The sequence below is a fragment of the Spirosoma aureum genome (assembly GCF_011604685.1).
Lineage (GTDB): Bacteria > Bacteroidota > Bacteroidia > Cytophagales > Spirosomataceae > Spirosoma > Spirosoma aureum.
On the sequence record NZ_CP050063.1, the window covers coordinates 3,475,806 to 3,501,001 of the forward strand.

Consider the following 25,196-nt stretch of genomic DNA (forward strand, 5'->3'; position numbering starts at 1 on the left):
AAGGGATTTATGAACAATGAAGGTTGAATAATAAACCATACGGGCGGCCTACTTGTCAGTGCTTACCACCGCGATTCATTGTACATCCTCCCTTGTTTATTCTATGGTATAGAGGTTTTTACTCTTCCAGTACTTTGGCAATCAACGCCTGAATTTCATGGCTTTCGTGTGAATGATCCAGTTTGCCGACCCGGTTATTCAATTCTTTCAGGACTTTTTTAGAATCCTCCGTACCGATTGCCGCAACGCGCTGAATGGTGTAGGGAAGATGCTTCGGCATTTTGGATTTTTGCGCCAGTTCCAGCGCTCGCTTCATATCGATAGCGGCCAGTGGTTCGGCGGCATACCATAGCATCAAAGGCAGGTTATGATCATCCTTGTCTTCCGCTTTTTGAACGAGCGCGTCCAGTACATCCCAGCGTTGTGCTGGTTCCAGCCTCAGCATGGCCGATGCCAGATAAAGCCGAACCAGTGCCGAATTATCGTTCTGAGCCATGGTAACAAACTGTTTTAACGTTTCGGGAGAAACGCTTTTGTCTTCGGCCAGTAGCTGAATGGCCCAGCTTCTGACATATTCATTTTCATTCGCCAGTAAATCGGTCAACTCCTTGTCGGTGAGTCCCTTTGTGACATGCAGCGCCCAGAGTGCTCGTAGTTTTCGGGTAGCATCTGGATTTTTAGTAAGGATTTCTTTCAGGGCTTTATGTACCTTTTTATTGGGTCCGCGTTCCTGTAAAATCGTTCGGGCTTGTCGTACATACCATTCGTTGGGGTTCAACTGATAATTGACCAGGTCCATATCCGATGCCTTAGCTAAATCGACCTGTACCCATTTATCATTCTCATGGGTAATCTTGAAGATTCGGCCCATGGTTTTGTCATGTACATCAGGATTGGGGCTGTGGCATTGGTTCTTATCGTACCAGTCGATGGCATAAACCGAACCGCTTGGGTCGTACTTGAAATTCAGCCACTGCGACCAGGAGTCATTCATCGCCATGAAATCCGGTTTGTGGGTGACCATATAACCCGATCCGGACCGGGTCGGATGATCCTGATTGAACCGGGAGCCGTTGATGTTATTCATGAAAATATCATTTCGGTATTCCTGGGGCCAGCTATTGCCGAGATAGATCATAGCCCCGGAATGAGCATGGCCACCGCCTGCAGAGGCCGACCGGAAATTACCCGCATGCGGGCCGCGTTCGCCCACCCAGTGTACGTGGTCGGCATGGGTTTTGATATCGTCGTAGGTGTACGGATTGAAATGTTTCCCTGCCTGCCGGAAATAACGCCCTCCCTGAATCATGTGGTACATGTGCGGGATCACGCAGGCCGTGACGAACGCATGACCATAGTCGTTGAAATCCAGCCCCCAGGGATTACTGGTACCTTCCGCAAATAGTTCGAACTGGTGGTTCGTTGGATGGTACCGCCAGACCCCGGCGTTCAGCTTCAACCGTTCGGAGTCTGGAGCCCCCGGCTTACCTACGTTTGAATGGGTAAATACGCCGTGTGTGCCATAAAGCCAGCCATCTGGCCCCCACCGCAGGCTATTCAGAACTTCATGGGTATCCTGAGTGCCCCAGCCATCGAGAAGTTTTTGAGGAGGTCCAGTCGGCTTATCATTTTTGAAATCGGCCGGAATAAACAACAGATAGGGTGCCGCACCGAGCCATACACCACCCATGCCAACCTCAATACCGCTCACGAGGTTTAACCCCTCCGCAAAGACTTTCCGGCTGTCGAGCGTACCGTCGCCATTTGTATCCTCAAAAATCAGAATACGGTCCCGCCCCTGACCTTCCGGGGCCGGCACTGGATAAGTATGGGATTCAACGACCCAAAGCCTGCCCCGTGCATCGAGCGTGAAACAAATCGGTTTGACAATATCGGGTTCGGCGGCTGCCAGTGTGATTTTAAACCCTTTGGGCGGTGTCATCGCCTGAGCCGCCTTGATTCCAGAAAGACCTGCATTCAGGACGGGGTCCAGCGGTGGCAAGATGATGATGTCCTTTTGTTTCAGCTCGTTCGGAAAATTTGGGCGAGTGGCGTAAAACTGAAAATCATCGAAATTGATGTGTGCCCATTTATCATTCGGAATGTACGGAATCTGCGAAATCCCCGTCTCATTATCGACGATGCGGATAAAGATATCCTGATTTAAATATGGTTGCAGATCAGCAATGACCGGTTGAAGGGTCGCTCGACCTTGCCCGGTGCTATGAAAAATGACTTTATCTGTCCCGGCCAGCACGAGTTCTACCCGCGTATCCTGCAAGGCACCGCCCGAAACTTTAAAAGCGGCAAACGGCTGGGTTACGGTGAAGGGAACAGACGTTAAGGTTCCAGTCTGTTTGTAGTTGGTGGTTCCTCCGCTGCTCAGGAAATATTTTCCGTCAAAGCCGATGTGCATGTCTTTTTCATGAACGGGGGATGGGTCATCCTGAGCGAAAAGCGGACTGGTAAAGGCATCTCCGGTGGCCGTCCAATCCTTTAATGTTCCCGTTTCGAAATTCAGGTTCAGGGGTTGCCCATTTTTCATTGGTGTCTGACCGGCAACCGTAGCCGCCGTGATCGACCCTTCGACCACCTCAAAATTTCCAACCATGCCTGCTGCCCGGTGTCCGGGAACAGTACAGTAATACGTATCGCTTTTATCGGCCTTGAACGAGATGCTGGTTCGCGTTCCTTTTTCCTGAAGGGTCTTACTTTTAAGTCCGAGTTTTTCCAGCGCAATATCATGCGTCATCAGTTCGCCGTTGATGATCGTAATGCGGACCAGATCGCCTTTATTGGCTTTTAAGATAGGGTTACGGGAGCCATCTTTGGCAAAAAAGCCCAGCATGGTCGCTTCAAGAGTATAATCACGATCAACTTTCGCCGTGTCCTGAACGACTTTGGTTTGGGAAGATTGGGCTACACTATCCATTACAGGTAGTATAAGGGTACTAATTAGGAAGGGCATGAGCAACCAGAACTTGTTCATAGGAATAGGTCGTATAACTTGCATGTAAGGATAAGGGGTTTTCTGAGCAGAATTTGGGCATTGCAGGGCTGAAGGTTAAAGCTCGGATATGGTCAGGTCTCTGAATTCAACCTGGGCAACACCCCCGCTGTGAATCTGAACGGCGATAACACCCTTGGATGGAATTTTGCTATCCTGCTCCGTATAATCACAGGTTTTTATGCCATTGATATACAGTTCGTGCCGATTGCCTTTACAGCGGATGATGTAACTATTCCAGCCATCTTCTTTAAGGATACGCTTAAGGGTTTTCAAATCGCCACCAACCAGTTTACCCCGCCGGTGTTCATCATAAATATCGCCCCAATACCCATTGCCGATGTCAGCCTGATAACCCACTATTTTACCACCTTCAAGGACCGATCGGTATTGAATTCCGCTGTTGATCATCCCCGTTGACGGGTTGCCTGACAGCCGAAACAGGCAGCGAAATTCAAAATCACCATACTCTTTCAGGGTATACAGGTATGTATTCTCTGGTATCTTTTTTACACCGTCCCCACTTCTGATCACACTATCTTTTACAAACCACAGGTTGGAGTGAGCGGGATCAACGGTCTTCCAGCCAGCCAGGGTTTTTCCGTCAAATAAGGATTCCGTTTTGGGAAGTGATTGGGCAGAAGACTGTACTCCATTGACAACCTGAAAAAGTAAAATGAGGAGCAGGGTCAGAAACCGGTTCGATGTGACAGGAAGCAGATACTTCCAGCGGGCGTCGATCCGGTTCCTGTTTTGGGGTGATTGTCCAGTTTGCATATGGTATAGGCTTCAACGAAAGTTTGATAACCTGTCAGGGAATTATCCTTACTAAAATACTAAAAGTAATAATTATATTGGTAAGCAGACTAGATCAGGCCATTCGCAGTGAGCTGAGCCACGGTTAGCCATAACGATCTAAAATAACCGTGGCACGGCTCGATGCGAATGGCCTGTAGATGTAGTCACATGTTAACAAGCATTTCCAACAAGTATATACCCCAAATCCAGTTCCTTTTATAAGCCATATGCTACCTTCCTTATTGAGTTATTGAAGGGCTTACTGACGAACTGAATGGAAATTTTCGCTATTGAGCGTTTACACTTCCTGAAAACAGTAGTCAGTTACTGAAGTATACAATCTGCGTTATTTACTGATCAACGATCCGGCTTTCAGCGTGGAGAAGTGGCTGCCGTGTCACGGCTCGAAAAGCCTATGTAAATCCCTCTGTTTTTTTAACAACGTGAACGGAGTAGGTGCATGCCCTTGATATGCTTTATCAATCATAGCAAAGTTGTCAGCCCGAACCTATTCCAACGACCATGAAAGCCTGCTTTACGTGTTTGGTTCTCTGCTTAATGAGCCTTGCAGTCGGCGCACAGGTGGCCCAACTGCCTGGCAAAGGACTAAGTCAGCATCCGTTTTTATACGCCGGAGAATGGGATTATCGCAATCCGATGCAAATGCTCTGGGTTGTGCGGGATGGTAAAGTTGCGTGGTCGTATGGTATCCCGATCAAGGCACCTAATGGCGAGCTACAGGAACTGGGCGATGCACATATGCTTTCGAATGGCAACATCCTCTTCTCCCGAAAAGTAGGAGCCAGCGAAATTACGCCCGATAAAAAAATAGTCTGGAACTACGAGGCACCGCCAAAATGTGAAATCCATACATCGCAGCCCATTGGTAAAGATCGGGTTATGTTGATGCAGAATGGCAATCCGGCAAAGCTATTGATCATCAATAAAGTGACGGATAAAACCGAAAAAGAACTGATCATTCCGACCGGCAGACCCGACAGTCCGCATGGACAGTTTCGCCACGTCCGTATGACTAGAGCAGGTACATTTCTGGTGGCGCATATGGAGGGAAGAGTCGTGGAATATGATTCGACGGGTAAGGTGCTCTGGTCGGTGGATGTGCCTTCACCCTGGGCCGCTGTTCGGCTTAAAAATGGGAACACAATGATCAGTGGTGATGCGAGCCGCTATGCCCGGGAAGTGAATCCCAAAGGCGAAACGGTTTGGGAGTTTACTCAGAAAGACCTGCCCGGCATTCCCTTGTTCAATGTGCAGGAGGTAAATCGGCTGGCCAATGGCAACACTGTAATTTGCAGTTGGTGCGCCAATGGTATAAAAGACGCCAAAGACTGGCCGGGTTCTGTTCAGGTTTTTGAAGTAACGCCCGATAAAAAAATCGTTTGGGCGTTGAGTTCCTGGCAGGCTCCTGCCGATCTGGGGCCTGCATCAGCCATTCAACTGCTCGACGAGCCGGGCATTGTCGAAAACGGCGATTTACAGCGTTAGATCCGTGTTAATGCTGGGGTAAATCGCCGTTTTGCTCACCTGGATGCCTTATTGGTTTGGTCAGATCTAGGGGTCAATAAGTTCGTGTCGGCCATCCAGTCGGCCATGCGTTGAGGCCAGGTTTTTATCGAATTCAGTTTTGACCGATCACCCATGTTGAACCCGTGCTTGCCCTGGGTATAAATATGGACCTCTATCGGAACATTGGCGGCTCGGTATTTCTGGAGCAAACTGACAATCGGCCCGGAGCAGCACACATCGTCATTCGCGGCCAGCATAAAAGCGGGTGGTGCGTCGGCTGGCACTGTTTCGGGAACACCCAGCGGACCCGGATAAATCAGCATTTGAAAGTTTGGTTTGCCATCCAGCCGGTCAACGGGGTCGGGCGCGTCGGGCTGGCCTTTGCCGGGTGCATAAGCGACCATCTCGACAACTTCGCCACCCGCCGAAAAACCCAGCATTCCAAGCCGATCTGGGTCGATACCATATTCTTTTGCTTTACTGCGAACGAGCCGCATCGCCCGGTAAGCATCTTCCCTAGGATGTTTATCCAGTGAGTAGGGTGAATTTTCTTCGCGGGCAAGCCGATATTTCAACACAAAAGCAGCTACGCCAATACTGTTCAGAAAGAGCGCTGGCTGATTGCCTTCTGCATTGAAAACAAGCTCCCGATGCCCACCTCCTGGACAAATCACAACGGCAGCGCCGGTGGCTTTTTCCTTTGGCGGCAGATAGACGGTAATCGATGGATTATGAATGTTTTTTACCCAGTAATCTTTCGCCTTTTCGGGTTCATTTCGCCGGTTTTCGAAACCGGGCGCCCCATTGGCCCAAAGCGGAACCTCCGTGGGGGTGGCCTGTGCCTGCAGCAGGTGAGGCACTAATCCGATCAGCAGATACAGGGCAAGGTGTTCGTAAATAGGTGGGGTCCTGGTCATAAAAAGGGTTTCGTTTAGACGGTTACTGCTTAATTTGAACGTTCCTGACAATCGCTTCCTCTACTTTGGCTGGATTGTGCGAACAGATGTACAGCCCGACCATCACTTGTTTAGACAGGTTGCTCATGGTATGCGAACCGACAGTCTGTAACGACTCGCCTTTTTTTGCTACCCGCATGGTATATTCATCGTTCTTACGTTCCAGTTGAATGGTCTGAATCGACTTTTGTGGGCTAAAAATTTCGTCTTCCGGATCACGCATGGCCATCCCTTTTTTTTCCCGCCATTGCAGCACCGTCAGGCCATCCCCGTGATCGACCGCACTGATGTGAGAAGCATTGTCGTCTAATGATTCGCGGACCATCCAGCCCACTTTACGATGTGGATCGGTACCGGCTCCAACGAATTCAAAGTCTGCAGTGGCCGTAAAGTCGCCCGTCAGGTTCTTAAACAGATACTGAAATTCATCCCGCTCAAACCAGATGTTATACCCAGAACCTTTCAGCGTATATTCTTTGGTCTGTGTGTTGTATTGCGCCGAACCAGAGAGTTTAGGATTGCCGACATCGACACTTTGTTGAAAAACGCCAATCTTTTTGGCAGGCGCAAAGCTGACCGACAGTGCAATAGTTATAATGAGGATTAATAAATAAGTTGTTTTCATGACAAATGGGTAGTTGGCTCAATGGTCTGACGGTTTGGTTCGCGACTGATCGACACAACTCGTCAGGGCGCGATACGTATGGTAGGTTGCTTTCCAGATATGGCCTTTTAGACCCGTTTTGCGCTGAGGATCTTTGTCCAGCCCTTCTTCGTACCAGTCGCCGTGTTCGTGGTCGATCAGGTACGTCTGACAGTATTGCCAAAGCAGCTTGTAGTTGTTGAAATATTGGGCAGGGTCGTTCGGGAATTTATTGGCCATGAGCAGGAGCGTATTGAGCCCTTCGGCCTGTGACCACCAGTTTTTGCTCTCTTTGATAATTGACATACCGGGCTTGTCTTTGAAGTAGTAGCCCTGGTCGTAGAAACCGCCTACGGTTTTGTCAAATCCCGTCGCCAGCGCATGGTCAACCATTCGTTTGCCCACCTCCAGCGTTTTGGTGTCATTTTTCAGACCCAATACATGCGACGCTTCGAGCATCAGGTAAGCGGTTTCAACATCATGGCCAAACGAAACGTGGTCGAGATTGCGATGCTTCAGAACAACCGCTTCCGATGAATCCCGGTAGGATACGGGTGTCCAGTCGGGCTGGAAAAACAGGACCAGATTGCCCTTGGGTGACGTAATTTTGTCCCGGATTAGCAGCAGCATTTCGTTAAGCCGTTCCCGAACCAGCGGATCAGGCCAAACGCCGTACAGCTCAGTTAAGGCTTCCAGCAGATGGATAGAGCTATTCTGATCTTTATAGCCGAGATCGGAGGTAGAGGGTACGGAGGCATCGCGCTTGATGGGTGTACCATCCCGGCGCAGGTGCTGAAAATAACCTTTGTGAACGGGATCGTGGCTATGCTTTTCCAGCCAGCCGAACGATTTTTTTGCCAGATTCAACGCGGCCGTATCGTGCGACATGTGGTAATAGGCGCTCAGGGCGTAGAGCCCAAAGGCGTTTCCATAAGCTTCTTTGTTGCCAACCCCTTTGACCGTGCCTTTTCGGTCGACCAGCGTATAAAAACCACCGAATTCTTTATCCCACATGACATCCCGAAGGAATCGGAAGCCATGCTGAGAATTGCTCTTATAATAGGCTGTAGCCGGATACCGCTCGGCAGCTTTGGCAGTCGTCCACGTATGGCGGGCCTGGGTAACAATCATCTTGTCCTGTGGTCCGGTGGGTTTGAAATCATACGTGAAGGTGCTTAGGTAGCCGCCAAACTCCTTGTCAACCGCCTGAGGATACCAATCGTTGAGCATTTCAGTACGAACGGATTTTTCCATTTCGGTGGCAATACGGCTCCGCTCCTCAGTCTTTTTTTGTGACACAACCTGATGCGTTAGCCCAAGGAGTAGGGCGATCAGGTTAAACGTAAAACCTGTGCTTTTCATAAAGTAGGGTTTCGGAATAGGTTCAGAACTTTACCAGTTCAAGTCATGCTTCCTATCTGAAGCGTAGTTTAAAATGATTCGACAATTTCCCGGTACAACAAGGCATTTTGGCCGGATTCATACCCGTTCTGCGTACTTGATTGGTGAATCCAGTCAAGTTTTTTTGAAATCTGGCCATCACCGCACAGTAGACAGGAGCGTCTATAAACTACCTGGAAGATAGTAGGCAAAATCTACGATGCTTTCTACGATAACGGCCTCGTTTAGTAAGCGAATGAGCCGATCCAGGCGGATGATAATATCCTATACATTGCCGAAAAAATGATATAGATATTGGCACTTTTTTTAGCCTTATTTTGAGATTGATATACAATCTAGCCATTAACCGTGGTTTCGTATTCTCCAGATCAGATAAATCGTTGTTTATTAGGAGTATACGGGCACTTGACAGAAATTCCGTCACATGAAGAAGCAACTTATTCCTGTACTCCTTTCGGCTGTTCTGCTTTTTGCATATCGACCAGCTTTAGCGCAATACCCGACAATTCCACCGGATGTTCAGAAGGAAAGTGACGATCTGCTCAATGAATCCAGACGTCAGTCTGATATTGCCTGGGAAAAGGCAAAACCAATCATCGATAAAGAAGCCAAAGAAGGTAAGCCCTACATTCCCTGGGCCGCTCGACCCGTAGATTTACCCCAGGCCAGTATTCCGGCGTTCCCTGGAGCCGAAGGCGGTGGAGCATATACATTTGGCGGTCGGGGTGGAAAAGTATACGTCGTGACCAGTCTGGAAGATCGCGGACCCGGCACATTACGGGAAGCCTGTGAGCAGGGTGGAGCGCGCATGGTGGTTTTCAATGTGGCGGGTATTATCCGGATTAAAACCCCAATCATCATTCGGGCTCCGTATATTACAATTGCCGGTCAGACAGCACCGGGCGATGGCGTTTGCGTGGCGGGTGAATCGGTCTGGATCAATACGCACGATGTCGTTATTCGCTACATGCGTTTCCGGCGGGGTGAAACCAACGTGGGCCGTCGCGACGATTCGATTGGGGGAAACCCGATCGGGAACATCATGATCGATCACGTATCAGCGAGCTGGGGGCTCGACGAGAATATGTCGATGTACCGCCACATGTATAACGACAGTACGGGCAAGACCGTAGAAGAGAAATTACCAACGGTAAACATTACGATTCAGAACTCGATTTTCTCGGAAGCATTAGATACCTGGAATCATGCCTTTGGTAGTACGCTGGGTGGCGAAAACTGTACGTTCATGCGCAATCTATGGGCCGATAACGCAGGCCGGAACCCGTCGATTGGCTGGAATGGAATCTTCAATTTTGCCAATAACGTGATCTTCAACTGGGTGCACCGGTCAACGGATGGGGGTGATTATACGGCTATGTACAATATTATCAACAACTACTATAAGCCTGGTCCTGAAACACCGAAGAATTCGCCAATCGGCTACCGAATTTTGAAGCCTGAATCGGGGCGGAGTAAACTGAGTTATCGGGTTTACGGTCGTGCCTACGTTAATGGCAACATTGTAGATGGCAATGAGAAAGTGACAAAAGATAACTGGGACGGGGGCGTACAGGTTGAAGATATGCCTGATGCGGGTAAATACACGGCTAACATGAAATGGAATGAACCGTTACCTATGCCCAAAATCACCATCCTGCCAGCCAAACAAGCCTATGACTATGTGTTAGTTAACGCAGGAGCCACACTTCCAAAGCGTGATCCGGTCGATACACGGGTAGTCGAGCAAGTGCGTACAGGTAAAATTGCGTATAAAGAAGGCGTGAAATTGCCAGAATCGCAGTTTAAGCATCGTCGCTTACCCCTGGATTCATATAAGAACGGCATTATCACTGATCCGATTCAGGTAGGTGGCTACCCTGAGTATACCGGCAAACCTTATGTCGATTCGGATAAAGATGGTATGCCCGATGCCTGGGAAACGAAAAATGGCCTGAATCCAAACGATGCGGCCGATGCCAGACAGGATAAAAACAAGGATGGCTATACCAACATTGAAGATTACCTGAACAGTGTCGTATCCGTTCAGCAGGTAAGACCGAGAACGTAGTCCCCTTTTATGATGGCTCTGAATGGTCAGAGCCATCATAAAATCGAATAAATCCAGTCCTAATCCCTCCTTCGAATCGTGTCGAAACCTTACTTATTTATCGCTCTGCTTTATCTTCTGGTCGCCTTGGGGCGTGTTGAAGACGTGTATGCGCAGGGAAATAAACCGGTCAGGAAACAACCAGTTTCGCTCGATAAGCAGGGGCATTTGATCTATGCACCCGACGAACGGGAGAATCGAATCCCTGACTTCTCTTATTGCGGCTATAAAGCTGGTGAACAGGCCATTCCGAACGCCGATATAAAAGTAGTTGTGCCCGTTCGGAAAGGTGATGCAACCCTCCGGATACAAACTGCTATTGATTACGTTGCCTCTTTGCCTGCCAATTCAGAAGGAATTCGCGGAGCTGTTCTGCTCGAAAAGGGCGTTTATGACGTAGCCGGTAGCTTAAAAATAACGGCATCCGGTGTGGTGCTTCGGGGTAGTGGAATGGGCGCTGGTGGAACGACGATTCTGGGAACGGGTTTCAGCCGGGATAATCTCCTGACAATTTCAGGTAAAAACGACCGCCAGCTAACCGCTGCGGTGCCAATTTCGGACGGTTATGTACCGGTAAATGCTACTAAAATTCGGGTCGCTCAACCGACAGGATTTGCCGTTGGCAATTTGGTGCAAATTCGCCGTCCGTCTACAAAAGAATGGATTCAAAAACTACAGGCTGATCATTTTGGTGGAGGAATTACGGCCCTGGGTTGGAAACCGGGCCAACGTGATCTCTATTGGGATCGTAAAATTACGGCGGTTAATGGGACTGAGCTTACAGTCGATGCGCCCATAACAACCGCCTTAGATTCCGCTTTTGGAGGAGGCACGATTGCCCGGTATACCTGGTCGGGTCGAATTGAGCAGTCGGGCGTAGAGAATCTGGTTCTGGAATCGACCTACGACAAAAATAATCCGAAAGATGAAGATCATCGCTGGATGGCCATTGTGCTTGAAAATGTACAGGATGCCTGGGTAAGGCAGGTCGTTTTTCGCCATTTTGCCGGCTCGGCCGTATACGTGCAGGAAACGGCAAAACGGGTTACGGTTGAAGATTGCCAGTCGATGGCTCCGGTATCGGAAATTGGTGGAGAGCGTCGTTATACCTTCTTTACCAAAGGACAACAGACGCTCTTTCAGCGGCTTTATTCAGAGTATGGATACCATGATTTCGCGGTAGGTTTTTGCAATACCGGACCTACGGCATTTGTGCAGTGCGAAGCGCATTTGCCGTTCAGCTTTAGTGGGACTATCGACAGTTGGGCATCGGGCGTGTTGTTCGATGTCGTGAACATTGATGGAAACGCCCTGCGGTTTGCCAATCTTGGCCAGGATGGTCAGGGAGCAGGCTGGAGTGCAGCCAATAGCGTGCTCTGGCAAAGTACAGCCGCCCGAATTGACTGTTATCAACCGCCCACTGCCCAGAACTGGGCGTTTGGTTTGTGGGCGCAGTTTTCAGGAGATGGGTACTGGGATATGTCCAATGAACATATTCACCCGCGTAGTTTGTATTATGCCCAATTGAAAGACCGGCTGGGCGACAAAGTTACCGACCGAATTAGTGTTCTCCCAGTCGACTCGGAGGCTTCGAGCAGTCCTAAAGTAGAGGTAGCAGCTGCGTTGACCAAACTCGCTGTTACTCCTGCCCCGACATTATACGATTTTATCACGGCTGCTTCCCGTCGGCAGCCCATTCCAACGATATCAACTGCCCGCTCTATCGACGCCATTGGCTTGCCCAGAGAAGCAACTCTCTCCAAAAACGAACCCATGCAGATTCAGCATGGAAAACTAGTGCGGGGAGCAAAATTACTGACGGGTCGTCGGCAGGAAGTGCCCTGGTGGAATGGTAGTGCCCGTCCGTATGGGCTCGATAATGCCAAACCACACATCACCCGCTTTGTGCCAGGCCAGACCGGGCAGGGCTTGACCGATAATCTGGAGGAACTGACCGATTCGATGAAAGCACGGAATGTGCTGGCGATCGATCACAACTACGGACTCTGGTATGAGCGCCGGCGGGATGATCATGAGCGTATTCGCCGGATGGATGGCGAAGTGTGGCCACCTTTCTATGAGTTGCCCTTTGCCCGTAGCGGTCGGGAAACAGCCTGGGATGGACTGAGCAAATATGATTTGACAAAATATAATAACTGGTATTGGAGCCGCTTAAAACAGTTTGCTGACCTCGCCGACCGGAAAGGCCTTGCCCTGATCCACGAGAATTATTTCCAGCACAACATCATTGAAGCAGGCGCTCATTACGCCGATTTTCCGTGGCGACCCGTTAACAACATCAATAATACGGGCTTTCCGGAGCCGGTTCCGTATGCGGGCGACAAACGGATTTTCATGGCTGAACAATTTTACGACGTGTCGCACCCGGTTCGTCGGGCGTTGCACAAAGCCTACATTCGGAAGTGCCTGGATAATTTTGCAGCCAATTCGGGGGTCATTCAACTCATCGGAGCAGAATTTACGGGACCACTGCACTTTGTACAGTTCTGGATCGATACCATTAGCGAATGGGAGAAGGAAACTGGCAAGAAAGTTATTGTTGGCCTGAGTACGACCAAAGATGTTCAGGACGCCATTCTGGCTGATGCCAAACGAGCTGCGGTCATTAACCTGGTCGATATTCGTTACTGGCATTATCAGGCCAATGGTACGGCTTATGCACCCGCCGGTGGGCAGAACCTGGCCCCGCGCCAGCACGCTCGTCTGGTCGTTCCAAAGAAAACGTCGTTTGAACAGGTGTATCGGGCGGTGCGGGAGTATCGCCAGAAGTACCCCGAAAAATCCGTGACCTATGCTGCCGACAGTTTCGAATCAATGGGCTGGGCCGTGTTGATGGCGGGTGGATCTATGCCTGCTATCCCATTGATTGCCGATCCTCAATTTTTAACGGATGCGGCTCAAATGCAGCCACTCGATTTAGCTCAGACAGCCCCAAATCAATGGATTTTGGGCGCGGAGAAAACCGGCTATATCCTTTATAACGAATCGCCAAACCCTGTTCAGCTTGATTTGACAAAAGCCGTGGGTTCGTTCTCGGTCAGTTATGTAAATCCCAAAACGGGCCAGATCACGAAATCGAAGGAGGTGGTAAAAGGAGGAGGAATAGTCAGTCTGAAAAATCAGTCGACGGATGCGGAAGTAATTTGGGTTAAAAAAAGTAAAGGATTATGAACGTGTACGTTAATCAACTTATCGGAATGTGTCGTTGGGCGGTGATCTCAAATCCGGCAAAACGATCGGGAGTGACTTGTCATTCCGACGCAAGAAGAATCGTAACACGAGCGAACCCTCAAGAATCTATTCAGGTCGCAATGACAAAAAAGTTAGGTCAACTATTTCTTCAAACGGTACTCCTGTTTTGCCTTACCCACTACGCATACACGCAGGATACCGTGCACTATGTCGGGCAAACGTTGTCCAATGTCGATTATCACCACGGTCAGTTGAGTCCGGCGGTGGGCGTACACAATATTCAGGTATTTCGGGCCAATCGGGAAAATCCGGATCTGGCAGGTGGCACCAACTGGACGTACAATCACGCTCCCATGCTCGCCTACTGGAACAACACCTTCTATCTGCAATACCTCAGCAATCCGGTTGGCGAACACGTACCACCGGGGCAAACGCTGCTTTTAACCTCCAAAGACGGCTATAACTGGTCGAAGCCGACCATCATTTTCCCCCCATACAAACTACCGGATGGCTTGAAGAAAGAAGGTCGGCCAGAGGTAGCCAACGATCTGTATGCAGTCATGCACCAGCGGATGGGCTTCTTTGTCGCGAAAAACAAACGGTTGTTAACGCTGGCTTTCTACGGAATTGTGATGGGGCCCAAAGACGACCCGAACGATGGGAACGGCATCGGTCGCGTGGTTCGGGAAATCTACCCGGACGGCAAATTCGGGCCAATTTACTTTATCCGTAATAACTCATCCTGGAACAAACGGAACACCGACCGGACTAAATCGACCTATCCGTTCTATACCAGTTCGAAAGACAAAGGATTTGTCGAAGCCTGCGATGAATTGCTCGGCAATCCGCTAATGATGCAGCAATGGATCGAAGAGGCCGACCGCAACGATCCGCTCATTTCGCTCAGGAAGGATGTGAAAGCGTTTAGCTATTATCATTTGCCCGACAATCGCGTTGTCGGTCTATGGAAACATGCCTTAACGACAATCAGCAAAGACGAAGGCAAAACATGGCTGTATAATCCGCTTCGGGCACCGGGTTTTGTCAATAGCAACGCCAAGATATGGGGTCAGAAAACGTCGGATGGCCAATACGCTACGGTATATAATCCATCGGAGTTTCGCTGGCCCCTGGCTGTTTCGACCAGCAAAGATGGCCTGGCCTACACGAATCTGCTGCTCGTAAATGGAGAAATTACCTCCATGCGCTACGGAGGGGCTTACAAGTCATACGGGCCGCAATACGTACGGGGCATTGAAGAAGGCAATGGTACACCACCCGACGGCAATCTGTGGGTTACCTACAGCATGAATAAGGAAGATATCTGGGTATCCAGCATTCCGGTTCCGATCACCGACGAGGTTAAAAATCAGGTTAATGATGTGTTTGCCCAGCTACCAGCGGGCGAAGAGTTAAAATACTGGAACATCTACAGCCCGCTTCAGGCTACGGCAAAAATTGAAACAGCTGCTGGCACTAAAGCGCTGGTTCTTCGGGATAAAGACAAATTCGATTATGCCAAAGCCGAGCGCGTTATCCCTGACGCAAAGAAAGTGGCGGTCGAATTTACAATCGTGCCCCAACAGGTTAATAAAGGTGTTTTACAGATCGAATTTCAGGATGCCAAAGGCAATGCGGCTGTTCGGCTGATGTTCGATTCGGATAGTCTTTTTAAAGCCAAAGTCGGCTACCGGGATTCGGGCATTCAGAAATACGAAGCGGGTAAACAATACGAGGTACGAATCGAGCTGGATCGCGACAAACGGATGTTTACGACGTTTGTGAATGGGCAATCGAAAGGGGCTAAACTGTTCTTTGCCCCTGTAGCATCGTTCCGGCGGGTGGTGTTCCGAACCGGTGGTGTTCGCCGGTTCCCGGATGCCGATACACCGACCGACCAAAGTTATGATTTACCCAAAGCAGGCGAACAGGACGAAGAAGCTGTATTTGTGATTAAGTCATTTAAAACGAGTTCGTTAAGCAAATTTCAAGAATAAATGTAGTTCCAGAAAGACTTAAATCTTTCGGGAAGTTGCTCGGTCATATGCCCAGATTTATCGTCATATTTCTTGTTACAGTTTCGCTTTCGCTCCAACTGAAAGCCGAAATCATACTGCCCCGAGTTTTTGGGCACAATATGGTACTGCAACAGGGGAAACCGGTGGTGATCTGGGGTAAAGGGGCGGTTGGCGAGACGGTGACGATTCAGTTTGCCGGGCAACAACAGACTACGTTTGCTGATGCCTCTGGCCAATGGAAGATTACCCTGAAACCACTGAAAGCCTCGGCGATACCATCGGAATTGCTTATTTCGGGCACGAATACCATCCGGCTGCAAAATATTCTGGTGGGCGAAGTCTGGCTATGTTCGGGCCAGTCGAATATGGAATACACCATGCGGAAGAATAGCAAGGTGAATCGGGCATTGGCCACGGACACTGATGGCCATAATCCAGTCGATGAGTTGGAGTACGCTACGAATCCTCAGATCCGCATTTTTCTGGTCAACCGGAAAGAACTTGGTAAACCTGATTCGCTGCATCGTGGCTGGAATATAGCTCAGGATTCGGCCTTACGGTCATTTTCAGCACCCGCTTATTTCTTCGCTAAAGAACTCTACAAAAACCTGAATGTGCCGATTGGCGTCATTTCGTCGGCCATACCGGGCAGCCGGATTGAGCCGTGGATTTCGGAAGCCGCTTTTCGGGAGGATGCTTATTATGGCGATCAGAAAGTAGACGGCGAACCCGGAAAGTTCTATGAACCCATGATTCGGCCGCTGGCACCGTTTGCGGTAAAGGGCTTTCTATGGTATCAGGGTGAAACCAACTGTTTCCTGAAAGAAACCAGTACGTATTCGCACAAGATGAAAACGCTGATTATGAGCTGGCGACGTGCGTGGAGTAACCCGAATCTGCCGTTTTACTACGTTCAGCTAGCCCCATTTAAGTATTCGGAATCAAAAGGGAAAGTTGTGCTCACGCGCGAAACATTGCCTGAATTTAGGGAAGCGCAGGAATTGGTACTGAGTCTGCCCAAAACCGGTATGATCGTAACGACCGACCTGGCCGAAGATCTATCCGACATTCATCCACCCTACAAATGGGAAATTGGCCGACGGCTGGCCTTACTTGCTCTGGCTACCGATTACGGAAAGCGTTCGGTTAGTTCGCAAGGCCCTGTTTATGAGGGTATGCGAGTGAAAAACGGCATGGCCGAACTTAGCTTCCGGAACATAGGAAGTGGTTTGGTTAGTAAAGACGGGCAACCACTTACTGGCTTTACGGTTGCCGGGACCAATGGCGTTTTTGTGCCCGCTCAGGCACACATCGACGGCAGGCACGTGCTCATTTCGGCGGCTTCCGTTTCGAACCCTGTGGCTGTGCGCTTCGCCTGGGACGAAGCAGCCCAACCGAATCTGTTCAATAACGAAGGTTTGCCTGCCCGCCCGTTTCGAACCGATAATCCATTGAAGAATCAGCAGTATGAATTAGTACAACTTCCTGAACGCTCAAAATAGCCATGAAAAAAATTGTCAATACCTGTTTGTTCATCGCTGGAGTCCTGTCGGCAGCGCCTGTATTCAGCCAGACTCAATCCGCCATGCCAGTAGCCTCAGCCGAAGCGAAAGCCGATGCTGAGCAGGAGAAAAAAGCCGCCGAGTGGATTAGTTCACTGAACCTGAATGATCCGGATAAGGAAAAACGCCTGACTGGAGTAGTCGCTACACACCTGAATGCCATACGCGACTGGCACAATGAACATCCCGTTACTACAGTTCCGGCAGGGATCAATCCCGTAACGGGCAAGCCATTATCAGAGCTGGACCGGCAGCTCATAGCCGACTCGGCCATTCCGAAAACCGTACACGAGGAGCTGATGACCGGGCTGCAAAAAGACCTCGATAAAAAGCAGGTTGACGCCGTGCTGGATAAATACACGATTGGAAAAGTCGCGTTCACGATGAACGGTTACAGGGCCATCGTTCCCAACATAACCGCTCAGGAAGAAGAAACCATTCTGGGATTTCTGGAGCAGGCGCGGGAACAGGCTGTCGATTATAAAAGCATGAAAGAGATTTCGGCCATTTTCGAGATCTACAAAACCAAATCGGAGCAGTATCTCAATGCCAATGGCCGCAATTGGCGAGAAATGTACAATACCTATACGGCTGCCATCAAAGCGAAAAAAGCCGCTGAGAAGAAACAGGCGACAAATTGATAGCTCACGAATCTGCTTCTCGAAAGGGTAAAACCGTTGACCGGCTCCGTTTCGGAAAATTCTCCCGAAGAATGAAAAACAAAATCCTATACCTGGCCCTGCTGACCAGTCTGACACTCTTCAGTACCACATTCGCTCAGTTAGCGAAATGGCAATCCGGATTGATAGTAGACGAGTTTGTGGTTGAAAAACCACCATTTCCGGAAAGCCATGCCTCCACCATTGCCGAAACACCGACCGGGCTGGTATCAGCCTGGTTTGGCGGGACCAAAGAACGGAATCCAGACGTATGCATCTGGATAAGCCGTCAGGAAAACGGCAAATGGGTGGCTCCACAAAACGTAGCCAATGGGATTATCAACGATACGCTTCGTTATGCCTGCTGGAATCCGGTTTTATACCAGATTCCGAAGGGAGATCTGATGCTTTTCTACAAAGTTGGCCCAAGTCCGTCCAAATGGAAAGGCTGGCTGAAAACATCCTCAGATGGTGGCCGTACATGGTCTGCGGCTAAAGCCTTGCCCGAAGGGTATATCGGGCCAGTGAAAAACAAACCGGTATTGCTGGCCAATGGGAATTTGGTTTGCCCGTCCAGCACGGAAGGTGACGGGTGGAAACTTCATTTCGAAGTGACTCCGGATTTCGGAAAAACCTGGCGGATGGTCGGCCCGATCAATGACGGCAAAACGATCAATGCCATTCAACCGAGCATTCTGAGATACGGAAAGGGAAAACTTCAGATTCTGGCACGTAGTAAAGATCGCGCTATTGTCGAATCCTGGTCGACAGACAATGGGGAAACGTGGTCGCCATTAGCCAAATCGTCATTGCCCAATAACAATTCAGGAACCGATGCCGTAACGCTCAGCGATGGTCGGCAGGTGCTGGTCTACAATCACGTGCTACCGCCGGGCGATCTGGCCAAAGGGCCGCGAACACCGCTGAATCTGGCCGTGTCGAACGATGGTAAAAACTGGTCGGCAGCGGTAATTCTGGAAGATTCACCCATCAGTCAGTATTCGTATCCATCCGTGATTCAAACGAGCGATGGGTTGATTCATGTGATCTATACATGGCGTCGGCAAAAGATCAAACACGCGGTCATTGATCCGAAGAAACTGAAATTGAAACCCATTGAAAACGGCGTTTGGCCCACTCTGGCAGGCTATACGGCACCCATAGCAAAAGAAATAACGAAGGATTGAAACGGTTTTTTGTCATGCAGTCGCTCCGGCGGCCAGGCTACATCAGCAGGACAAAAACACTTTAGAACGATGACTCAGGCTTTAAAAATACATTTTCCCGGCAAACTGGTTTTTGGTAAAGGCTCTCTGGGGAGCTTAGCCGATGAAATCGGTCTACTGTTGCCCCAGCGGGTACTACTCATAACAATTAGCCCGCTTCTGGGTCAGTTGAAAAGCCTGATCGATAGGCTTGAAAGCAATGGAATTGCGGTTAAGGTTGACACCAGTATTGTTCAGGAACCAACCTTCGATGATTTCGACGCATTACTGCAAGCTGTCGCTCCGTTTAATCCCGACCTCGTGGCAGGCATTGGCGGAGGAAGCGTGCTGGATATTGCCAAACTGGTAGCGGCCCAACTCGACAATGACCAGTCTCTCGCTGAAATCGTTGGCATTGGAAACCTGATCGGAAGGCGTAAAAAACTTATTTGTGTGCCTGCTACATCGGGAACGGGCAGTGAAGCGTCACCGAACGCCATTTTAGTCGATACGGCCGATAACCAGAAGAAAGGGATCATCAGTCCGTTTCTGGTACCCGACATCGTTTATGTCGATCCGTTGTTGACCATGAGTGTTCCTCCGGCCATTACCGCAGCTACTGGCATTGATGCACTAACGCATTGCCTGGAGGCTTACACCAACAAATTTGCCCAACCGTTCATCGACATGTACGCCTTTGAAGGCATGCGTCTGATTGCGGCCAATATCGTGCAGGCCGTTCGGGATGGATCGGACGAAGAAGCGCGTACACAGGTCGCAATGGGTAGTCTGCTGGGTGGGTTTTGTCTGGGGCCTGTCAACACGGCCGGTGTACATGCCCTGTCATATCCACTGGGCAGTATGTTTCATCTGGCTCACGGACTCTCCAATGCTTTATTGCTCCCATATGTGATGGAATTCAACGCGTCGGCATCGCTTTGCCGACATGCGCAGGTGGCCGTTGCGCTGGGGTGCGAGCGGGGTAGCACTGATGCCGAAACGGCAGCCCGCGGAGTAGCGAAAATCAATGAACTGATTCGCGATTGTGGCATCCCGTCCCGCCTGCGCGATGTAAATATTCCCAGAGAAGCCATTCCACAAATGGCAGATGATGCTATGAAGATTACTCGGTTACTGAAAAATAATCCTCGTGAAATTACCCGTGAGGATGCTATTGCCATTTATACAGCCGCCTACTAATTATGAACCTAAAAAAGAAGTATCAGGGTGTTGTCGTTCCGCTTGTTACGCCCCTGACCGAAGCATACCAATTGGATAGGCCAGCGGTTGAGAAGATAGTGAGCAATCTTCAGGCGAATGAGGCTATGCCGTTTATTTTAGGAACAACAGGAGAATCGGCTTCGCTTCCTACACCGATAAAAAAGGATTATGTGCAGGAGGTGGTGCGGCTAAAATCGGCCGATATGATGATATACGCCGGTATTTCGTCAAACTGTCTGGAAGAAACGATCGATTTTGCGAACTACTGTTTCGACTCGGGTATCGATGCGGTTGCCGCTACACTGCCTTCCTACTACAGCCTCTCAGAAAGTCAGATGAAACGGTATTTCGAACAACTGGCTAATCAGTTGAACGGACCGCTAATCATCTATAACATCTTCGCTACCACCCACATGTCGATTCCGCTGGCGGTAATTGACGAATTAAGTTACCACCCCAATATCGTTGGTACGAAGGACTCGGAGCGAAGCAGTGAACGACTGAACGAATCCCTGTCTTTATGGGCAAATCGTGCTGATTTTAGCCATTTTATGGGATGGGCAGCAAAGTCGGCACAGGCGCTTTTGTATGGGTCCGATGGGCTGGTTCCCAGTACCGGCAATCTGTTTCCGGGTATCTACCGGGACATGATGAAGGCGGTTCGGGCTGGCGATGCCGATAAAGCCTATGGGTACCAAAACCAATCGGATGTATTTGGCCAGTTGTACCAATCGGGTCGGACACTGGGCGAATCATTATGGGCACTGAAAGTGTTGATGCAGGAATATGGCCTTTGTGATCCAACGATGATGCCTCCCCTGCAATCGCTTTCTGAGCGTGAGGCCACCGAACTGAAAACGACCCTGGCCGAACTGGTCGAAAAAGAAGAAATACAACTGTAAGCGAGCAGATGATGTATAAGGATGATAAACCAATTGTTGGAATCACGATGGGTGATCCGGCAAGCATTGGCCCCGAAATAGCGGTTAAAGCACTGCTCAATCCGGCCATCTATGAACTGTGTAAACCTATTCTGGTGGGCGATGCGCATGTTTTTGCCGATATTGTTGCCCGGCTGAATCTGAACGCAGTGATCAGGCCGGTCAAATCAGTTCAGGACGCACAATATCAATTGGGGACAATTGATGTGTATGACCTCAACAATGTAGACATTGATCAGTTACGGTTTGGTGAAATATCGGCAATGGCCGGAGAAGCCGCTTTTGCAGCCGTAAAGACGGTGATCGAGCTGGCCCTGGCCGACGAGATTGACGCTACAGTGACCGGCCCGATCAACAAGAAATCGATTAATGAAGCGGGTCATCATTTCGCAGGACACACCGAAATCTACGCCCATTATACCAATACCAAAAAGTACGGTATGTTGCTGGTTGAAGATCAGATGAAGGTCATTCATGTATCGACGCATGTGTCGCTTCGGCAGGCCTGCGATCTGGTCAAGAAAGACCGGATTCTGGAAGTGATTGAACTGCTGCATAATGGCCTGATTTCTCTGGGAGAAACCAATCTGAAAATTGGGGTGGCGGGCCTGAATCCGCACGCGGGCGATTCCGGGCTGTTTGGCACCGAAGACGATCAGGAAATTTTGCCCGCTGTTGACGAGGCTAAACGGCGGGGTTTCGACGTTGAAGGACCAGTACCGGCCGACACACTATTTGCGAAAGCGGCTACGGGCTATTACGGAGGTATTGTGGCGATGTATCACGATCAGGGACACATTCCGTTTAAGCTGACCGGTTTTAAATGGAATGCTGAAAAGAAACAGATGGATAGTGTGAAGGGCGTGAACATTACTATGGGCCTGCCAATCATTCGCACGTCTGTTGACCACGGAACAGCCTTTGAAATTGCGGGTAAAGGGGTTGCCAGCGCCGACGCGATGGTATTGGCGATTGAGTCGGCAGTCCAGTTGGCGAAATACAGGCGGAAAAGCTTGCTGACAGTGTAAATGAATGGTTAATCAACTTCCTAAAGCGGGCCCGTCCGGCGTTGCAGTTTTGAACCACCCCTCCGCGGATGCGGTTCAACTCTTTCGGGAAGCTATAGAACGAAATGATCGCGGTTATTGCAGACGATTTAACGGGAGCCGCTGAGCTTGGAGGCATTGGCCTAACGTATGGGCTTCGGGTCGAAATTGCCATGTCGGTCAATCCACAATCTACCGCCGATTTGCTGGTAATCGCTACCGATGCCCGGTCGGTTTCGGAGCCGGAAGCTGTGCAGGAAATGACCTGTGCCAGCAAAGCGTTACTTCAGATGAAGCCGCGATTGATTTTCAAGAAAGTCGATTCGGTGCTGCGAGGGCATGTTATTGCTGAAACACAGGCACAACAGGCAGTTTTTGGAGTAGAAAAAGCCCTGATTGTTCCGGCGAATCCGGCGCTGGGCAGAACATTGATCAACGGTACGTATTACGTAAATGGCCAACCGATTGCCCAGACGCATTTTTCCGAAGATCCGGAATTTCCGATAACCGATTCGGATGTATTAAGACGGCTCAGCGTTAATTTTGTCCAATTAACCGTGCAGTCGCATACCACAGCGTTACCGAAGCAGGGAATCGTTATCGGTGAAGTTGCAACAACGGACGATTTACGGGCATGGGCAAAACGGATCAATACGCAGACCCTGATTGGGGGAGGTTCCGGATTTTTTACGGCCATACTCGATTCATTGCAACTGCCAGAGTTAGTTGGCAAAGAGCCTGCGAAATTGGGTGAAGTCAGACTTTATGTATGTGGAAGTGCATTTGGTGAGCGAGTCGCGTTGGTAAAGAAAGCGGCCGATGCTGGCCAGGCCGTGAGTTATATGCCGAACGCGCTGACGCACGTTTTCCGATTTAATGAGTCCGATCTGGATGGTTGGGTGGCCGAAATCGTCGGCTGTTTTCAGCACCACAGTCAGGTCATTATCGCTATTGAGCCAGGCCTGATTGATGACGATAAGCAGGCGGCTGTTCACCTGCGAACGGTAATGGCAATGGCCGTGAGCCGGGTGCTGTCACAAACAAAAACCGATGAGCTGATTATTGAAGGAGGGTCAACCGCTTCGGCTGTGCTTCGGGCCATTGGTGTCACGCGGCTGGTTCCGGTTCAGGAATTGGGGCCCGGCGTCGTCAGGAGCGATGCCATTGAAAAAGACAGCCTGCATATCACTGTGAAACCGGGAAGCTATCGATGGCCAGCGGACTTATGGACATGTTGAATAATTTCTAAACCTAATGCCAAACCCAACCCTGAGCGTACTCGATTACCTGATAATTGGTACGGTTTTATTCATCAACCTGTATTTTGGGTTGCGGTACGCCCGAAAACAGCAAACCACAGAATTATATTTTGCCGCTAAAGGTCGGGTACCTGCCTGGGCCATCGGCATGTCATTACTGGCGACACTAATCAGTAGCGTTACCTTTTTAGGGTATCCAAGTGAAGGGTATTCTTCGAACTGGATTTTGCTGGTACAGGGTTTAATGGTACCCATTATTTTGCTGGGAACGATCTGGTTTATCGTCCCGCTGTACCGCAAAGTAATTGGCCTGAGTACCTACGAATATTTTGAAAAACGCTTTGGCCGCTTTGCCCGCTATTATAGCTCAATCGCGTTCGTTCTCCGGCAATTTTCGTCCATGGGAACTGTCTTTTTCCTGCTGGCGGTGGCATTGACCAACATGACGGGCGCTGATACCTTCTACATCATTGTTATCGTTGGACTGATCATCATCACGGTCAACCTGTTAGGGGGTATTGAAGCTGTTATCTGGTTAGATGTTTTTCAGGGATTCATGCTGTTTGCCAGTGGCATTCTCTGCGTTACGGTCATCATTTTTTCGGTTAAGGGTGGTCTGCCGGAGATCCTGGACATTGCTTCTGCCAATGGTCGAACCGGATTTGGCCCATATGACCTGGATTTTACCAAACTTACGTTCATTGTGATGGTCATCAATGGGGCATTCTACGCCATTCAGAAATATGGTACCGACCAGACCGTTGTGCAGCGTTATCTGACCGCCAAAACAGATAAAGCAGCTATCAAAGCCTCAATTCTGGGCATCTCGCTAACGGTGCCGGTATGGGCACTATTCATGTTTATTGGTACGGCCCTGTTTGTCTACTACAAACAACAGCCTTTACCGCCAACACTACGGCCGGATGCGGTTTTCCCGTATTTCATCATGACCCGATTCCCAACGGGCGTTGTTGGATTCATTCTGGCAGCCATGATCTCGGCGGCTATCTGTAGCCTGAGCGCCGATCTGAACTCGCTGGCTGCTGTGGGTTTAGAAGATTTCTACAAAAAAGCGCGCCCGGCAAGAACCGATAAAGAATACCTGACCGTCAGTAAACTGATTGTTGTTTTTTCAGGTGTTATTGCCATCCTGATTGGAGCCATCTACCTCCAGGCAGGAAATGAAGGGGTTTTAGGAATCGTATTCACTTTATACGCCATTTTTTCGGGTGGGATTGTCGGAATTTTTCTGTTGGGTATTTTCAGTGCCCGAGCCAATAAAGAAGGGGTAAATATTGCCATTGTAGTCTGTATTCTGTTTACGGCCTATGCGTTTCTGACGTCTACCAAAATCGGGTACGGCGATAACAAAAGGCTGCTGCTGGACATGGGCATCTACAATTTCACCCACCACAAGCTGATGCTTGGCGTGTATAGCCACCTGATCGTTATTGGCGTCGGCTACATAGCCAGCCTGTTCTTCCCAAAACCGGTGCTGGATACCAATCTGTTGTACAGCGGGTGGCGAAATGCATCCAGATCATCGTCCAAAGAGGAAACATCCACTTCCCGGAAATTCGATGCAATGGGGAAATTATAATATGATTGACTCGCTCAATGCAGTCGGTTAGAG

Annotated in this window: 17 protein-coding genes; 12 read left to right on the forward strand and 5 right to left on the reverse strand. The window is 49.6% G+C overall.

Annotated features, from left to right (window positions below; genetic code table 11):
- Positions 1-118 precede the first annotated feature (118 nt).
- Both G8759_RS13645 and G8759_RS13650 read right to left on the reverse strand, forming a co-directional pair.
- Complete coding sequence (locus tag G8759_RS13645) at positions 119-2,989, reverse strand: PVC-type heme-binding CxxCH protein (RefSeq protein WP_167208819.1); 2,871 nt, start codon at positions 2,987-2,989, stop codon at positions 119-121.
- Between the two features lie 75 nt (positions 2,990-3,064).
- Positions 3,065-3,784, reverse strand: a complete 720-nt coding sequence (locus tag G8759_RS13650) for a 3-keto-disaccharide hydrolase (protein ID WP_167208820.1) — start codon at positions 3,782-3,784, stop codon at positions 3,065-3,067.
- Between the two features lie 579 nt (positions 3,785-4,363).
- Between G8759_RS13650 and G8759_RS13655 the strand changes: the two genes are divergently transcribed.
- A complete protein-coding gene (locus tag G8759_RS13655) occupies positions 4,364-5,311 on the forward strand; it encodes a beta-propeller domain-containing protein (RefSeq protein WP_167208821.1) in 948 nt (315 codons plus the stop codon).
- 35 nt (positions 5,312-5,346) lie between these two features.
- On the opposite strand, the gene G8759_RS13660 is transcribed toward G8759_RS13655, so the two are convergent.
- The 3 genes from G8759_RS13660 to G8759_RS13670 are packed head-to-tail and all read right to left on the reverse strand — an operon-like array spanning position 5,347 to position 8,293.
- Complete coding sequence (locus tag G8759_RS13660) at positions 5,347-6,249, reverse strand: alpha/beta hydrolase (RefSeq protein ID WP_167208822.1); 903 nt, start codon at positions 6,247-6,249, stop codon at positions 5,347-5,349.
- A 22-nt stretch (positions 6,250-6,271) separates the two neighbouring features.
- Complete coding sequence (locus tag G8759_RS13665; RefSeq protein ID WP_167208823.1) at positions 6,272-6,913, reverse strand: hypothetical protein; 642 nt, start codon at positions 6,911-6,913, stop codon at positions 6,272-6,274.
- An 18-nt stretch (positions 6,914-6,931) separates the two neighbouring features.
- Positions 6,932-8,293, reverse strand: coding sequence for an AGE family epimerase/isomerase (locus G8759_RS13670; protein WP_167208824.1), 1,362 nt, complete (start codon positions 8,291-8,293; stop codon positions 6,932-6,934).
- 463 nt (positions 8,294-8,756) lie between these two features.
- Here G8759_RS13670 and G8759_RS13675 point away from each other — a divergent pair, with 463 nt between their 5' ends.
- From G8759_RS13675 to G8759_RS13725, 11 genes are all read left to right on the forward strand, one after another.
- Complete coding sequence (locus G8759_RS13675) at positions 8,757-10,400, forward strand: pectate lyase family protein (protein ID WP_167208825.1); 1,644 nt, start codon at positions 8,757-8,759, stop codon at positions 10,398-10,400.
- Positions 10,401-10,478: 78 nt separating this feature from the next.
- Entirely contained in the window at positions 10,479-13,631 is a 3,153-nt protein-coding gene (locus tag G8759_RS13680; RefSeq protein WP_197933129.1) for a DUF6298 domain-containing protein, read from the forward strand.
- 140 nt (positions 13,632-13,771) lie between these two features.
- A complete protein-coding gene (locus G8759_RS13685) occupies positions 13,772-15,649 on the forward strand; it encodes a sialidase/neuraminidase family protein (RefSeq protein ID WP_167208826.1) in 1,878 nt (625 codons plus the stop codon).
- Between the two features lie 47 nt (positions 15,650-15,696).
- Positions 15,697-17,172, forward strand: coding sequence for a sialate O-acetylesterase (locus tag G8759_RS13690; protein WP_197933130.1), 1,476 nt, complete (start codon positions 15,697-15,699; stop codon positions 17,170-17,172).
- Between the two features lie 2 nt (positions 17,173-17,174).
- On the forward strand, positions 17,175-17,873 hold the full coding sequence (locus tag G8759_RS13695) for a DUF3826 domain-containing protein (protein ID WP_167208827.1): 699 nt from the start codon (positions 17,175-17,177) through the stop codon (positions 17,871-17,873).
- A 71-nt stretch (positions 17,874-17,944) separates the two neighbouring features.
- Positions 17,945-19,078 carry a sialidase family protein gene (locus G8759_RS13700; protein WP_167208828.1) on the forward strand — a complete coding sequence of 378 codons (1,134 nt, stop codon included), beginning with the start codon at positions 17,945-17,947 and terminating at the stop codon, positions 19,076-19,078.
- Positions 19,079-19,147: 69 nt separating this feature from the next.
- Positions 19,148-20,296 carry an iron-containing alcohol dehydrogenase gene (locus G8759_RS13705; protein WP_167208829.1) on the forward strand — a complete coding sequence of 383 codons (1,149 nt, stop codon included), beginning with the start codon at positions 19,148-19,150 and terminating at the stop codon, positions 20,294-20,296.
- A gap of 2 nt (positions 20,297-20,298) precedes the next feature.
- Positions 20,299-21,219, forward strand: a complete 921-nt coding sequence (locus G8759_RS13710; protein ID WP_167208830.1) for a dihydrodipicolinate synthase family protein — start codon at positions 20,299-20,301, stop codon at positions 21,217-21,219.
- 8 nt (positions 21,220-21,227) lie between these two features.
- Positions 21,228-22,286 carry a 4-hydroxythreonine-4-phosphate dehydrogenase PdxA gene (gene pdxA, locus G8759_RS13715; RefSeq protein WP_167208832.1) on the forward strand — a complete coding sequence of 353 codons (1,059 nt, stop codon included), beginning with the start codon at positions 21,228-21,230 and terminating at the stop codon, positions 22,284-22,286.
- 104 nt (positions 22,287-22,390) lie between these two features.
- Positions 22,391-23,542, forward strand: a complete 1,152-nt coding sequence (locus G8759_RS13720; protein ID WP_167208834.1) for a four-carbon acid sugar kinase family protein — start codon at positions 22,391-22,393, stop codon at positions 23,540-23,542.
- 16 nt (positions 23,543-23,558) lie between these two features.
- Positions 23,559-25,163 (forward strand): sodium:solute symporter, encoded by a 1,605-nt coding sequence (locus tag G8759_RS13725; protein ID WP_167208836.1) that lies wholly within the window; start codon positions 23,559-23,561, stop codon positions 25,161-25,163.
- Positions 25,164-25,196 lie beyond the last annotated feature (33 nt).

Coding starts and splice junctions, on each gene's coding strand:
- G8759_RS13645 (WP_167208819.1), bottom strand. CDS start 2,989: ATGAACAAGTTCTGGTTGCTCATGCCCTTCCTAATTAGTACCCTTATA.
- G8759_RS13650 (WP_167208820.1), bottom strand. CDS start 3,784: ATGCAAACTGGACAATCACCCCAAAACAGGAACCGGATCGACGCCCGC.
- G8759_RS13655 (WP_167208821.1), top strand. CDS start 4,364: ATGAGCCTTGCAGTCGGCGCACAGGTGGCCCAACTGCCTGGCAAAGGA.
- G8759_RS13660 (WP_167208822.1), bottom strand. CDS start 6,249: ATGACCAGGACCCCACCTATTTACGAACACCTTGCCCTGTATCTGCTG.
- G8759_RS13665 (WP_167208823.1), bottom strand. CDS start 6,913: ATGAAAACAACTTATTTATTAATCCTCATTATAACTATTGCACTGTCG.
- G8759_RS13670 (WP_167208824.1), bottom strand. CDS start 8,293: ATGAAAAGCACAGGTTTTACGTTTAACCTGATCGCCCTACTCCTTGGG.
- G8759_RS13675 (WP_167208825.1), top strand. CDS start 8,757: ATGAAGAAGCAACTTATTCCTGTACTCCTTTCGGCTGTTCTGCTTTTT.
- G8759_RS13685 (WP_167208826.1), top strand. CDS start 13,772: ATGACAAAAAAGTTAGGTCAACTATTTCTTCAAACGGTACTCCTGTTT.
- G8759_RS13690 (WP_197933130.1), top strand. CDS start 15,697: ATGCCCAGATTTATCGTCATATTTCTTGTTACAGTTTCGCTTTCGCTC.
- G8759_RS13695 (WP_167208827.1), top strand. CDS start 17,175: ATGAAAAAAATTGTCAATACCTGTTTGTTCATCGCTGGAGTCCTGTCG.
- G8759_RS13700 (WP_167208828.1), top strand. CDS start 17,945: ATGAAAAACAAAATCCTATACCTGGCCCTGCTGACCAGTCTGACACTC.
- G8759_RS13705 (WP_167208829.1), top strand. CDS start 19,148: ATGACTCAGGCTTTAAAAATACATTTTCCCGGCAAACTGGTTTTTGGT.
- G8759_RS13710 (WP_167208830.1), top strand. CDS start 20,299: ATGAACCTAAAAAAGAAGTATCAGGGTGTTGTCGTTCCGCTTGTTACG.
- pdxA (WP_167208832.1), top strand. CDS start 21,228: ATGATGTATAAGGATGATAAACCAATTGTTGGAATCACGATGGGTGAT.
- G8759_RS13720 (WP_167208834.1), top strand. CDS start 22,391: ATGATCGCGGTTATTGCAGACGATTTAACGGGAGCCGCTGAGCTTGGA.
- G8759_RS13725 (WP_167208836.1), top strand. CDS start 23,559: ATGCCAAACCCAACCCTGAGCGTACTCGATTACCTGATAATTGGTACG.